Here is a 13,894-nt window from a genome sequence, read left to right as displayed (position 1 = left end):
GTTTTAAGTTATGCCGGGTTCTTGTAGACAACCTTTATCTAGCCTGTGTACTCAAGCTGCGATCTGGGGTGCAAGGACTTAGGCGGCGAACAACCTTAAATGTACGGAGGGAGAGAGTGTGGAGACGGCAAAACCCCTTTCACGAAAATTTACAACTACACCCTTGTTCACAGACCTCCAAAATGGATATAAATGAAAATAATGTAATTATAGTGGTTTTATTATATTTTGGAAATTGAATATCAACTGTGATAAGAATCACAATCAATGCAATAAATTTGATAAATGATAATTATGCAATAGCGAAGTTTAATACCCATACAGGAACAGGAATCTCTACAATATGTAATCAAATTTACTAATTCAATTAAAGGGAGCTTTGGATTAATAATTTTTTAAGTTTGTTGCAGAGGTATTACTTATAGTTGATCTGCTCCATCCACACCTGATCTTTATTTCTTTACAATAAGGATGTTAAAGGCTGGAAACTGCAGTTATTAAATGAATAATGGAGGTTGAACTATGAGAATCAGCAAAAAGGTTGTTGTAATCATTCTTACATGGGCGATGATTCTGTCGGTAGCATCAGTTGGTTTGCCCGCGAATGTAAACGCTTCATCGTTTTCCGGAGGCTTTTCCAAAGGCGCAGATATCAGCTGGCTGCCGCAAATGGAGGCTTTAGGCTATAAATTCTATAATGATAGTGGCCAAGAGGAGGACCTTTTACAAATACTTAAGGAGCACGGCATCGATTCCATCAGAATCAGGGCCTGGGTTAATCCGTCAGATGATCCGGCCAGTGGTCATAACAGCACACAAGAGGTTGTTGCACTGGCTTCCCGGGTAAGTGCCTACGGGTTCCGTGTGATGATTGATTTGCACTACAGCGACAGCTGGGCTGACCCTGGTCAACAGGTTACCCCTCAAGCCTGGAAGGAAGACAATATAGAACAGCTGAAGGCGCATGTCTCGCAGTACACTACGGAAGTGATGCAGGCGCTCAAAGATGCAAATGTAACACCGAAATGGGTGCAGATCGGAAATGAGATTAATAATGGAATGCTGCATCCTTTAGGAAGCTACAGTAATACAACCAACCTCGTTCAGTTGATCCAGGCCGGTTCACATGCTGCCAAGGCGGTGTTCCCGGATATTAAGGTCATCATCCATCGGGCCAGCGGAGCTGAAGCAGGGGTTGGACCATTTTTTGCCGGTCTGACAGCGGCCGGTCTTAAGGATACGGATTACGATATCATCGGCTTATCTTATTATCCTGATGCCATTTTCACCTCTACTATTAACGATCTCAGCAACAATATGAATGCGCTGGAAGCTAAATATGGCAAAGAAGTAATGATCGTTGAGGTTGGAGGTAATGCTTCAGAGGATGTTGATAGCGTATACAATATGCTCGTGGCCGTTCAGAATAAACTGAAGGCTGTTCCGGACAATAGGGGAACCGGTATCTTTTATTGGGAGCCTACCGGTGTATTGTTTGGCTATCCGTTATCGGTATGGAACATTGACGGCACACCGACATTGGCTATGGATGCCTTCATCGACGGTGCAGCCGAAATCAACCGCCATCCGGTTACCGCGGTGTCCTTAGATAAGCCTGTAGCCGCTATTGAAGTAGGCGGGACGGATAAATTAACTGCCATTTTCGATCCGTTGAATGCGACCTATAAAGGAGTAAGCTTTACAAGCTCTAAGCCGGAGGTTGTTAAAGTAGATCCTTATAGTGGAATACTTTCCGGGGTTACTGTCGGAAGTGCCACCGTGACCGCAGTTACCTATGACGGGGGATTCTCTGCATTCAGTGAGGTCACGGTAACTCCAAGTTCAAATTTGATACAGAATCCCGGGTTTGAAGATGAGTTGAACGCATGGGAGCTTTCAGGAGATACAAGTGCAGTCAATATTGAAAAAGATGCACATTCGGGGTCATCAGCCCTGCATTACTATAGTGCGACTCCTGCTGAATTCAGGACTTCGCAGACGATCACCGGTCTGGAGAATGGAACGTACACTTTGTCGGCCTGGGTATCCGGCGGGGGCGGTGAAGAGATTTCAGAAATTTTTGCCGGCAGCAGAACACAGCAGTTTACAAATACGGGATGGCAGAAATGGAGCAAGCCGGTTCTGGATCTTATTGAAGTTACGGATGGAACCCTCACCCTGGGCGCTCATCTTAAGCTTGCTGATGGACAGTGGGGGAATATCGACGATTTCGAGCTGATTAAGAAGGATACCAGCAAGCTGCTGGATTTGAGGGTGAACGGTGCTACGGTTAGCGGATTTGATCCGGCCGTTCAGGACTACAATGTTGTTCTGCCGTATGGCACAACTGCTTTGCCAGCCGTTGAGGCGGTTGCAGAACAAGGCATATCGGCAGAAATTACGCAAACGGCTGCGCTGCCTGGCAGTGCAACCGTTGTTGTCAAGGGAGATGTAGTGAGAACCTACACCCTTCACTTCACGGTGGATTCGAACCCTGTGGTTAATTTCGGCTTTGAGCAGGTGAATGAAGCGGGTCTGCCTGTTGGCTGGACCATTCCTGATCCTGCTGCCCTGACCGCGAGTTCGGATGGCCATACCGGTGCAAGATCACTGGGATTCTGGAAGGATTCCGCCTTTACACTGGATGCCTATCAGACGCTTACCGCTCTGGAGAATGGAATCTACACGCTGACGGCCTGGTCGCAGGGCGCCGGGGATGAGACGAAGAATCAGCTGTATGCCTTGAATGGCGAGAAGACCCTACTGAGCTCAAGCTTCGCGAACAAGGGCTGGAATGTATGGAACCAAGCGGTTGTTGGGAATATCAAGGTTACGGATGGAACACTGAAGATCGGGATTTCCCTTGAGGGGAATGCGAAGGACTGGGGCTCTTATGATGATATTGTGCTGGTTAAGACAGGTGACATTCCAGTAGAACCAACACCTACGCCAACGCCAACGCCTACACCTACATCATCACCAACGGCGATACCAACGGCGACACCAATACCAACACCAAGCCCAACAGCTGCCAGTGAAGATAACGAGTTGACTTCACCCGCGAGTGTCAGTATTGCAACCAGCACTCCGACGCCAATTCCGGCAGCCGTGATCTCTGGCACTGCTGCTGACGGCAGCACTACTTATAGTGTGAAGATCCAAGCAACGGCAGGCAAGGAAGCAGGAGCTGCCATCGTCAAGCTGGATTCCACTATAATCAGTGATCTGGTCGGCAAGGTCAAGCAAGCCGTAGCGGCCGGTCAAAAGGTTGTCATGGAGATTCAGATGAATCCGGAAACAGGCCAATCATCTGTTGATGTAGTTATAGCTACGGATGCTCTCAAGCAGTTAATGGAAGCCGCCGGGGCAGAGCTGAAGCTGAATACAGGCATTGCTGATATTACCTTTACGTCTAAAGCAGTAGCTGCAATTGGAAGTGCAGCAGCAGATAGCACAATCAGCATTAAGAAGCTTGCTTCATCAAGCTTGCCGGACAAAGCCCGGAGCAAGCTTGGAGACAGACCGGTTGTAGACTTCTCTGTAACAGCCGGAAATGCTGAAATTACTGCATTCAACGGTGAAACAGTTAAGATCAGTGTACCTTATACGCCAAAAGCAACTGAAAAGTCAAATGCCATTGTAGTGTATTATATCGATCAGACAGGAAACCTTCAGCTGGTTAATGGCGGCTACGATGCAGCAGCCGGAAAGGTTAATTTCCAGACCGCCCATTTTTCAAATTATGCTGTAGGGTATAACGAAATCAAATTCAATGATGTTGCACCGGGCAACTGGTATTCCAGCGCTGTCGATTACTTGGCAGCGAGAGAGGTGGTTAAGGGGGTAAGCAGCTCTGTGTTTGCACCTGTTGCCCAGGTGAAGCGGGCTGACTTTCTGATAATGGTCATGAATGCTTTCGGCATTAAGCCTGATGCAGATAGCGCCGATAACTTTGTGGATGCAGGGAACAAATACTACACAAGCTATCTCGGTACAGCCAAGAACCTGGGCTTGATTTCCGGTGTGGGCGGCAACTCTTTTATGCCGGAGGCCGTCATCAGCAGACAAGAGGCATCGGTAATTCTGTACAATATCATGAAGCAGCTGAACCGTCTGCCGGATGGCAGCAACGTTCAGAGCTACGACAGCTTTACAGATGTCAGTGCAGTAGCCGGATATGCCCAGACAGCAATGAAGCAGTTTGTGGAAGCGGGAATACTCACGGGCTTGGGCAAAGAGCTGAGTCCAGGGGCTGTCGCGACCCGGGCAGAGGCAGCACAGATTATATATAATTGCATTAAATAACAAGCTGAATAGCCGGCTGCCAGCAGATTCCTGGCGGCCGGCTATTTGTGTGAGTGGATAAGAATGGACCCGGTCTCAAAATCGATCCTTTATGAGGTTGATAATTAAGAACCTTAATGGGGCAGCAACAAAAACACAGGACAATTTTACCTGCTAAGTTATATAATATCAGAGGAAAGCACTTTGCTGTTTTGCTACCTGCAACCTAATCAGGAAATGTTCTAGCAAAATTGGTAGATGCTTTACTATTAATAATTAAGCGGGGATAAGGTTATATGAAACGAAAGAGTCTGATTTATTCGTTAATGCTAGCAATTATAGTATCGGTTGTATCCGGGAGTGGTAGTATTCATGCGGCTGCACGGAACATCACCGACATAGTTAAAGTGACCAAACCTGCAGAGATTAAAGTTGGGGAGTGGAAGTCCTACGAAATAGCCATCACTGACTGGACCGATGCAGACGTTACGGAACATGACTTCACTCCAATCTCTTCAGATGAGAATGTTGTCAAGGTCGTACGGAAAACGAATTGGGTTTCTGAACTCCATGCAATAAATAAAGGGATTGCCACCTTAACTGTCAATATTGGAGAAAAGTTTGAACCTTATGTATTCACTGTTCAAGTGGTGGATGAGTATACAGTCATTCCTGAACCAACTTCTGAGCCAACAAAGCCGGTAGTGATAAAGGAACCTACCCGCGAAGAAATCATGTTACAGGATTTGGAAGATTATTATGAACAGTTGCAGCCAATAGCAAGCTATGAAAATAAAGCCATAGATACGTTTATTCAAAATAGACACCTGAACGATTCAACAAGAAAGTCACTCTTTCTTACTTTAAACAATACTGTATTGCCCAATTATACTAAGTTTGTATCCGGGTTGAAAAACCTCAAAGCCAATAATGCAGAGTTGAAAGAAATACATAACTACTATCTGGCAGGAGCAAAACTCCAGCTGGAAGGGTTCACTATAATGCGGGATAGCCTGAAGACGACCAAAATAAATTATTCCAAATTCGAAACGGGTAACAAGAAGGTTATTGAAGGTGCTAAGCAATTGGACAAAGCCGGAATCCTTGTTGATAAGTATAAAAGTAAATATATCAAATAAATAATTCACTATACAGGTTGTATTTCGAATTACTGTGATATCGCGTGGACGAGACCGAGTAAACAAGGTCTCGTCTTTTTTAAAGAAAACTATATCTATTACTATCACTGCATCTTCCATCTGCCTGGCAAGAAGAGAAGGAATAGTGTAATTCACAAATATTATGCCGGGCTTCAACAAGTATGCACATCAGGCCCTTACGCTACAAAAGCGAATCTGTTATCTCTTGGTTATGGGGAGGTTTCAGATGAAGCAGCCGCGGATATATTACAGGATATCAAGTCCGAAACTGAGGTACGTAAAACTATCATAAAAGGAGATTAGCGATGAGGATTAAAAATCTGTTTGCAGGATTAGTATATGGATTCACTGCCAGCCTGGTAATTGGTTTCCTTATAGCAATTTTCGGAAACGGTGTTGCAGGAGGAGCAGGAAGTGATGGCTGGTTATGGTTTTTCTTAACTTTATGTGTTCCGTTATCCTTGTCGTTTGCTATATCCGGTTTTCAATTCCACCGTATCCAATTTAAAAGCGCCAAATTTGTGGTGTTATGTATGATCATCGCATTTATAAACGTGTTAATTATGGGGACAGCTGGTGCCATTATTGTTAGTGGTGAAACCTGGGGATATGAAACCGTTAACATTGAAGGTTATTTGCAATGGGGTCCTGTCTACGCTGTTCTTTTCCTCCCCTTATCTACACCTTTGGTAGCAGGACTTTTACTCGGATTACGAAAATCATTGAATATGATATAGGCGTGTTGATTCCCCAAATAAAGGGACAAAAAAGGCCGCCATTTCGGGTAATGGTAAGTACGACCAAACCAAACCGAAATGAGGCAACCTCATGAATAAATACCCCATTTTAGCCGTTTTCAAACAAGTATTAACACCGGAAGAAGTCCAAATTGTGACTGGACAAACCAAGGACTACGTGGACAGAGGAACCCAAATGACCGTCCAGTTGCTACTCGATTACTTGGTCCAAACCTGCTACCACAAATGGGACGGCTTCCGGCAAAGTGCCCGCTTTTATCGGAAAAGAAAGACGATTTGGGTGAAGAATTCGATTCCCAGCGCCAGAGCCCCGCATAATCCTGCATTGTCGCCAAGACCGGGCGGAACAATATAAGTATCCATGGTCCCCAGGATTTCCTGTGCCGATACATAACCATCCAGGGCCTTTCGGACTTCACTGCGGATCATTGGATACAGATGCTCCTGATGCATAACACCCCCACTCAAGATTATACACTTCGGTGACCACAGAAGAATTACGTCTGCAATGGCTTGGCCCAAATCACAGCTATCCAGTCCTTGAGCCGCGCCCCACTTTACCTCACCAAAAGCAGTTATATGTCCATACAAAGGGCTGGGATGCTCCATATTCAGCGGCCCAAACCGCAGATGAATTTGATGCCGCCTGCTTCAATCGCCCCAATGATCATATGATGTTTCCCTCCTGTTTGGTAAGGATAGACTTTCCCGTTAAATTATTGGTAAACGTTTTACGAAATTATTAATCAGTAAATGTAAATAAAATCAATAACCCCATTATAATAACGAATGTAACCGTTGACAATATAAAATAATATGATAATATGTGTTTGTAAAACGTTTTACCAATGGAGATGATGACAATGAAAAAAGTATTCTACAGACCTGCGAATGGCTGGGTAGGAGACGTAATTCCGTTTTATGACCAAGGGGAGTACAAGCTTTATTATCTTCACGATGAGAGAGTGGGGGGGGATTATGGCAACCATACCTCATGGAATTTGGCGGCCACTGGAAATGGGCTTGATTTTGAGGATTACGGAGAGGTTTTGCCAAATGGCAATGAGACTGAGTTAGACCGGAACGCCTATACCGGATCTGTGATCCGGGACAAGGAAGGCCTGTATCATCTATTCTACACGGGACATAATCCCAACCCTGCGTTCTGCAAGGATGGTAAGCCCTTACAAGTTGTACTGCGTGCCACTGGCACCGACGGAATTCATTGGACGAAGGATAGTGAATTCAAGCTTTACGGGGATGAAGTGATCTATGAGGCATTTGATTGGCGTGATCCCTTTGTGTTCTTCAACGAAGAGAAGCAGGAGTATTGGATGCTGGTCACTACCAGGGAAATGAACTCCTCTGAGAAAAGAGGCGGGTGCATCGCCCTTCTGACATCGGACGACCTCCTGAGCTGGGAATTCCGCGAGCCCTTCTACAGCCCGGACAAATACATTACGATGGAATGTCCCGATTATTTCCAGATGGGAGAATGGCATTACCTCGTCTACTCCACGTTCAGTGAGAAGTTTGTCACCCATTATAAAAAGAGCAAAACAATCGATGGCTTATATACCTCACCGGTATTGGACACCTTTGACGGCAGAGGATTCTACGCAGCCAAGACAGCCTCAGACGGCGAGAAGCGGTACGCCTTTGGCTGGGTCCCCTCGAAGAAGGGCAGCAATGATTATGGAGATTGGGAGTGGGCTGGCACGCTGGTTGTCCATGAAGTGTACCAGAACGAACTGGGAGAGCTGCTTGTTAGAATGCCTTCTTCCATCTATGGACATTTTAATAGGAACGAACAAATTATTCTGCAAGAGGCGGACAATTGCATGAAGCAGGGGGACAGGCTGCAGCTGTCTTCGCCGGATGGGCTGGCGTATTGCGTACTTAACCCCTTGCCTCCTCAGGTCATGCTTGAGGCGTCCTTTACGGATTGGCAGCATGTCAAGGACTTTGGGATCGCGGTTCGCACGGACAAGAAGCTGGACAATGGTTATTTCATCAAGTTTGATCCTTTTCACAACCGGATCACCTTTGATATGTGGCCGAGAAGGGACCCGGGATTTTTCCAATGGCAAATCGCCGGGGACAAGCCGCAGATGATTGAGCTGGAGCGTCCATTGAATTTTGCCGCTTATAGCCGGATTCGTATTCAGCTGATTCTGGAAGAAGATATCCTGTGTCTGTATGTCAACGATGAAGTCGCCATGACTACACGAATTTATAATTTCAAAGACGGACATTTTGGTTTTTTTGCCAATGAGGGTGCTGTGAATGTTGAGGACATTAGCATGAAGACAGCCGCTGAGCGTTAACTGGCAAGGATGGATTCACAGAACTTATACCGATCAATCTATTGGAGGGGTTATTACAATGACAAAGAAAACATCAAAAGTGTTCACCGGGCTTGCCATTTTCTCCTTGGCAGCAACAGCTCTGGCGGGCTGCGGCAGTTCCGCGGACAACAAAAACACAAACACCGCTGGTTCATCGGATGCACCTAAGGAACAGACGGTAACGTGGCTCTCTGCCAGACCGGAGAATGGAGCGATTGTCCAGACAATCCGTGAGCTTGCCGACCGGTTCGCCGCCGACCACCCGGGCTTTAAGCTGGACCTTCAGGTGACGGCGGACCGTCCCTCTTATCTTACTAAGCTCAGAACGCTGGTTGCTTCAGGACAGATGCCGGATTTCATTGACAGCGATGCCGACCCTTTTGCCCAGGAGCTTGTAAATGCAGGCTTACTGGTGGACATGGAGAAATTTCTGAAGGATGAGGGGCTGTACGATAAATTCTATGAGCCCGCACTGAAATACCAGGAGCTGCCGGATGGAAGCCTGTATCTTCTGCCAATGGAATATCACATGGAAATGACCTGGTATAACAAAAAAATATTTGCAGATAACAACCTTGCTGTGCCCAAAACTCTTGACGATCTGGTTGCAGTCAGCCAAGTGCTCAAAGACAAAGGGGTTACGCCTATCGCTGTAGACGGCGTTGATGTATGGCCGGTATTGCGATATGCAGCCATGTATCCGTTCCGGACTACAGGTAATCAGTTCATCCGTGATTTGAGCCAGGGCAAAGCCAAAATGTCGGATGAGGCAGGCATGCAGGCGGCTACCTTCGCTGCTCAAATCGGTAAATACTTTCAGGAGGGATTCGCAACCACGGATTATACGACAGCCAAAAACATGTTCCTGAACGGAGAAGCTGCCATGTACAACATGGGCACTTGGGAAATACCATCCTTTGTGGAAGAAAGCCTGCCGGAAGGACTTAAAGGGAATGTCGATTATTTCTATCTGCCAACCACCAGCAATGCGGTTACACCGGAGAATGAATTCTTCGGCAACAGCGGTATCGGACTAGGAGCTTCTGCCAAAACGTTCGATGGGCTGCCGAAGGAATTCCTGAGCTATGTGCTGAAAAATTATAGCGATGTCTATGTGGCCAAACAACAAATGTCACCGCTGAAATTTACCATTGATGATGAATCCAAATTCTCCGGGCTGTTCCTGCGGATCAAAAAGGATATGGACAACTATGGTTCAGAGTTTGCCAAGCCTTGGGATACTCTGCTGGATCCGAACACCAACTCGGTGATGAGTGATCTGATTACCAAACTGACCATGGGCTTTATGACTCCAGATGAGTTTGCCAAACAGATTGATGATGCCATTGCCAAGAACACAGCCAGCAAATAAATAACCTTGACATTCTCCGCCCGGGCTTGCATGGCCGGGTGGAGCCTTTTATCAATAATAACGTAATTCCAAAAACGGGGTGACCCTACATGAATGTGCTTAAGGACAAAAAGGCATGGCTGGTTTTCATCTTGCCTGCTTTGATATTTTATCTGGGTACGGTTTTTGTTCCCATTATCCAGTCACTGAATTACAGCTTTCAGCAATGGAATGGCATTCAGGAGCCGCGTTACACCGGCTTTGATAATTATATTGCGATGTTTAGCGATAGTTACTTCTGGAATTCAGTGCAAAACAATCTGGTTTACGTGGTGATTGTGGTATTTATGCAGGTGTTCATCGGCTTATTCTTTGCCCTGCTCCTGTCCTATGTCACCAAAGGTGCAGGAATCTTCAGAACCCTGTATTATTTGCCGGCGGTTGTTGTAACTGTAGCTATTGCGCAGATGTTCCGTAATTTCTACTCGCTTCAGCCTCTGGGTCTCATGAATATGTTCCTGGACTGGGTGGGAATGGGGCATCTGCAATCGGCCTGGCTCTCCAATCCCCATACGGCGTTAATCGCAGTGTCCATTCCCGAGGGGTGGCGGTTTATCGGGATGTATATGGTGATCTTTTATGCCGCTCTGATCGCGATCCCCAAAGAAATCGAGGAAGCAGCCAGAATTGACGGTGTAACCGGCTGGCAACTGATTCGTTATATTAAGCTTCCGAGTATCATGCATGTGCTGAGCCTGGCTTTGATTATGTGTACAACAGGGGCGCTGCGCGGCTTCGATATTCCTTACATTATTGGGGTGCCCGGATCTGCTACAGAGCTTGTCACCACCTATATGTACAAGCAGGCGTTCTCCACTATCCAGTATGGGTACGGAAGCTCCATTGCCGTGTTCATCGTTATCGAGAGTCTGCTTGCCGTGTTGATCATCCGGACTATTTTTAATTCGAAGAAAGGAGATGCCTGATATGCCTGCGAGAAAAAAGCTCTCCTCTTCACTGTTGTATCTTCTGGTGATTGTGATTCTTGTGATTCAAATCTACCCGGTAGTGTGGCTGATGCTGTCCAGCTTCAAGTCGAGCATCGAGCTGACGACACGGCCGTTTGCCATGCCTTCGTCCTGGTCGTTTGAGAACTATGCCAGTGTATTCCGGGAGAGCAGTCTGCTCCTGTATATCAAGAATACCGCCATTGTAACCTTTACCTGTCTGGCTCTAATTATTGTACTCAGCGCGACGGCAGGATTTGCCCTTGTCAAAATGATTAACCGGCTGAATTCGAAGCTGCTGCTGTTCTTTACAGTCGGCATCATGATTCCGATTCAGGTTACACTGATTCCTCTGTTTATTATGTACAAAGATTACGGGCTGTTGAATACGTATCCGGCACTGATCCTGCCGCAGGTCGGTTTTGCTCTGCCTCTGTCCATCCTGATCTTTACCAGCTTCTACAGGTATGTTCCCAATGAGCTTATCGAGGCAGCAGTCATCGACGGCTGCAACATCTATCAGGTGTTTATCCGGATTATTTCACCGCTTACGGTTAACACAACCATTACTGTAGCCTCGATAAACTTTATTTTCATCTGGAATGATTTCGTATTCTCCAACACGTTCACGAATGACAAGGCATACAAGACGATTGCGGTCGGGCTTCAGGAATTTATCGGAGCTTTTGGGGCAACGGATTGGGGCCAGACTTTTGCGGCAATCAGTATCAGCATTATTCCCATTATTATTACGTACTTGTTCCTGAACAAATATGTAATGGCCGGGGCGTCGGACGGCGCAGTCAAAGGATAAAGGATAAGGAGACGATAAACGATGCAATCGATGGACCAGCTGTTTGGCAGAATGAAGGGCAAGAGCAGAGCGATTACGGCGGAGAATCCGCAGGGTCTCAAGGGACAAGGGGGCCAGGCGGAGGGGCCTCTGGGCGTTGCCCGCAAAGGCAAGGCGTTCATCTCACTCGCTCAGGGAGAAACCGCAACGCTTGTAGATATTGAAGGTCCGGGGATCATTCAGCATATCTGGATGACCGTTACCGATAAGACCGAATCCGGCTGGTTTGTCCTGCGCGATCTGGTACTCCGCATGTATTGGGATCATGAAGAACAACCTTCCGTTGAAGTCCCGCTCGGGGATTTCTTCTGCAACGGCTTCGGTGCACGTGCAGTTGTCAATTCACAGCCGGTAGTGGTGAATCCGGTCGGCGGCATGAACAGCTACTTCGCCATGCCATTCCGCCAAGCTGCCAGAATAACCATTACGAATGAGCATCCGCAGGGCATTGAGGCATTCTTCTATCAATTCGACTACAGGTTGGTTGATGAGCTGGATGAGGATACCGAGTATTTTCATGCCCAGTACCGCAGAGAGAATCCCACTGTGCTGAGGCAGGATTACACTTTAATTGACGGAATTAAAGGGAGAGGCAAATTTATCGGCACATATATGTCCTGGACTTCCCTATCCCGTTATTGGTATGGTGAAGGAGAAGTGAAATTCTATATCGACGGAGACCAGGAGTGGCCGACGATCTGCGGCACCGGGGCAGAGGATTATTTCGGAGGCGCCTGGGGGTTTGTGAAATATGACAACGGTAACCCGGTACAGGAGCAGACCTACTCGACCCCGTTCATGGGTTTCCCTTATTTTGCGACGAGGGATGACACCCGCTCCCATATTTATGACGGGGCGGCTTGCCCGATGCGGGGCTTCTACCGCTGGCATATCCTCGATCCGATTCTGTTCGAAGAGGACCTGAAGGTGACTGTGCAGCAAATAGGGCATGACGGCCAAGCTTTATTTGAACGCAGTGACGATATCAGCTCGATAAGCTACTGGTATCAGACAGAGCCGCATCAGGCGTTCCCGGAATTTCCGGACGTAATGGAAAGACGTCCGCGTTAAGCGTGGACGTAAAGTTGTGCAAGTAAATCCGCAGAGGTGCAGCAAATGGCAAAACAAAGAGTTACACTAGTACAGGTCGCCAAAGATGCAGGCGTGTCGCCGGCAACGGTCTCCCATTTCATGAACGGCAATTTTCACCGGATGGGCCCGGAGACCCGTGAGAAAATAAGCGACTCGATCACCAGACTAGGGTACCAGGTGAACCCTGTTGCCAAAAGCCTGATTACCGGCAAAATGCATACCATCGGACTCGTTCTGTCAAACAGCACTTATGACGGTTATTTCGAAGATTTGTATTTCCTGCACTTCGCCAAGGTGCTGAAGCAGCATCTGAAGACCATGGGGTACAAGCTGATTCTCCTGGACTTTGATGAAATCTTCATGAATATCCAGATGGTGGATGGGATTATTGTAAAGGCGACCCTGGAGACTGAGAAGTTCATGCCGAGGCTCATGGATCTCAATGTTCCAGTCATCACCATCGGTCGGCATAATTTACCGTATGGTGCTCATATCGTACGGGTGAACGACTATCAATGCGGCCAGACGGGTGTAGACCATTTAATGTCACGGGGATATCACAAAATCATTATTCTGACCTATCCGCACGGACAGGTCCCCGGATTTGACGACCGGTTGAACGGTGCCTCCCAGTCTTTGCAGGAGAAGGGGAATCTTACAACGGTCATTACGGGAGATATGACAGAGAGCTTCGGGTACGAGACGGTCACGCAGCTGGCCGGGAATGGACAGCTGCCGCAGGCGTTATTCTGCCTGAACGACATTTCAGCCATTGGTGTGCTGAAGGCTTGCAAGGATCTGAAATTATCCGTACCTGAGGATCTTGCGGTACTGGGTGTGGATGACATGCCGACCGTGTCGGAACTGCTTAGTCTCTCCACCATCCGGCATCCGATTAACGAGCTGGCAATGAATGCCTCAGAGCTTATGATTCAATCCATTGAATGGAAAGGGGAGCCTGCCCAGCCCGTAGACAGGATGTTCCCCATTGAACTGATGGCAAGGCATACCAGTTGAGCAGGCAAGAAGGTGCAGGCTGTC

At 47.2% G+C, this 13,894-nt stretch carries 10 protein-coding genes; 9 read left to right on the top strand and 1 reads right to left on the bottom strand.

Translation table 11 applies throughout. The annotated features are described in order from the left end of the window. Positions 1 to 522: 522 nt before the first annotated feature. From NSU14_RS13555 to NSU14_RS13545, 3 genes are all read left to right on the top strand, one after another. Positions 523 to 4,305, top strand: coding sequence for a glycosyl hydrolase 53 family protein (locus NSU14_RS13555; RefSeq protein WP_340945422.1), 3,783 nt, complete (start codon positions 523 to 525; stop codon positions 4,303 to 4,305). A gap of 275 nt (positions 4,306 to 4,580) precedes the next feature. Further along, positions 4,581 to 5,423: a hypothetical protein gene (locus NSU14_RS13550; RefSeq protein WP_042137525.1), complete on the top strand. Its 843-nt coding sequence runs from the start codon at positions 4,581 to 4,583 to the stop codon at positions 5,421 to 5,423. A gap of 326 nt (positions 5,424 to 5,749) precedes the next feature. After that, positions 5,750 to 6,181, top strand: coding sequence for a hypothetical protein (locus tag NSU14_RS13545; protein WP_083705357.1), 432 nt, complete (start codon positions 5,750 to 5,752; stop codon positions 6,179 to 6,181). A 276-nt stretch (positions 6,182 to 6,457) separates the two neighbouring features. Here the strand turns inward: NSU14_RS13545 and NSU14_RS13540 are convergent, their stop codons facing one another. After that, entirely contained in the window at positions 6,458 to 6,811 is a 354-nt protein-coding gene (locus NSU14_RS13540; protein WP_076243136.1) for an ROK family protein, read from the bottom strand. A gap of 254 nt (positions 6,812 to 7,065) precedes the next feature. Here NSU14_RS13540 and NSU14_RS13535 point away from each other — a divergent pair, with 254 nt between their 5' ends. The 6 genes from NSU14_RS13535 (at position 7,066) to NSU14_RS13510 (ending at position 13,870) form a co-directional block, all read left to right on the top strand. Next, positions 7,066 to 8,529: a glycoside hydrolase family 32 protein gene (locus NSU14_RS13535; RefSeq protein WP_340945416.1), complete on the top strand. Its 1,464-nt coding sequence runs from the start codon at positions 7,066 to 7,068 to the stop codon at positions 8,527 to 8,529. 58 nt (positions 8,530 to 8,587) lie between these two features. After that, positions 8,588 to 9,922: an ABC transporter substrate-binding protein gene (locus NSU14_RS13530; RefSeq protein WP_076243134.1), complete on the top strand. Its 1,335-nt coding sequence runs from the start codon at positions 8,588 to 8,590 to the stop codon at positions 9,920 to 9,922. 89 nt (positions 9,923 to 10,011) lie between these two features. Next, positions 10,012 to 10,887, top strand: coding sequence for a carbohydrate ABC transporter permease (locus NSU14_RS13525; RefSeq protein ID WP_340945414.1), 876 nt, complete (start codon positions 10,012 to 10,014; stop codon positions 10,885 to 10,887). A gap of 1 nt (position 10,888) precedes the next feature. Continuing rightward, complete coding sequence (locus NSU14_RS13520; RefSeq protein WP_336100275.1) at positions 10,889 to 11,722, top strand: carbohydrate ABC transporter permease; 834 nt, start codon at positions 10,889 to 10,891, stop codon at positions 11,720 to 11,722. A gap of 21 nt (positions 11,723 to 11,743) precedes the next feature. Then, positions 11,744 to 12,832, top strand: coding sequence for a glycoside hydrolase family 172 protein (locus NSU14_RS13515; protein WP_076243131.1), 1,089 nt, complete (start codon positions 11,744 to 11,746; stop codon positions 12,830 to 12,832). 45 nt (positions 12,833 to 12,877) lie between these two features. After that, complete coding sequence (locus NSU14_RS13510; protein WP_076243130.1) at positions 12,878 to 13,870, top strand: LacI family DNA-binding transcriptional regulator; 993 nt, start codon at positions 12,878 to 12,880, stop codon at positions 13,868 to 13,870. The last annotated feature ends 24 nt before the right edge of the window (positions 13,871 to 13,894 follow it).

Source organism: Paenibacillus sp. FSL R10-2771, assembly GCF_038000205.1.
GTDB classification, from domain to species: Bacteria; Bacillota; Bacilli; order Paenibacillales; family Paenibacillaceae; genus Paenibacillus_AQ; species Paenibacillus_AQ phytohabitans.
This window is presented reverse-complemented; position numbering and strand designations above follow the sequence as displayed.

What these genes read in the sequence shown, in the direction of transcription:
- NSU14_RS13540 (WP_076243136.1), bottom strand. Translation starts at nt 6,811, where the DNA reads ATGGAGCATCCCAGCCCTTTGTATGGACATATAACTGCTTTTGGTGAG.
- NSU14_RS13515 (WP_076243131.1), top strand. Translation starts at nt 11,744, where the DNA reads ATGCAATCGATGGACCAGCTGTTTGGCAGAATGAAGGGCAAGAGCAGA.
- NSU14_RS13555 (WP_340945422.1), top strand. Translation starts at nt 523, where the DNA reads ATGAGAATCAGCAAAAAGGTTGTTGTAATCATTCTTACATGGGCGATG.
- NSU14_RS13510 (WP_076243130.1), top strand. Translation starts at nt 12,878, where the DNA reads ATGGCAAAACAAAGAGTTACACTAGTACAGGTCGCCAAAGATGCAGGC.
- NSU14_RS13535 (WP_340945416.1), top strand. Translation starts at nt 7,066, where the DNA reads ATGAAAAAAGTATTCTACAGACCTGCGAATGGCTGGGTAGGAGACGTA.
- NSU14_RS13520 (WP_336100275.1), top strand. Translation starts at nt 10,889, where the DNA reads ATGCCTGCGAGAAAAAAGCTCTCCTCTTCACTGTTGTATCTTCTGGTG.
- NSU14_RS13525 (WP_340945414.1), top strand. Translation starts at nt 10,012, where the DNA reads ATGAATGTGCTTAAGGACAAAAAGGCATGGCTGGTTTTCATCTTGCCT.
- NSU14_RS13530 (WP_076243134.1), top strand. Translation starts at nt 8,588, where the DNA reads ATGACAAAGAAAACATCAAAAGTGTTCACCGGGCTTGCCATTTTCTCC.
- NSU14_RS13545 (WP_083705357.1), top strand. Translation starts at nt 5,750, where the DNA reads ATGAGGATTAAAAATCTGTTTGCAGGATTAGTATATGGATTCACTGCC.
- NSU14_RS13550 (WP_042137525.1), top strand. Translation starts at nt 4,581, where the DNA reads ATGAAACGAAAGAGTCTGATTTATTCGTTAATGCTAGCAATTATAGTA.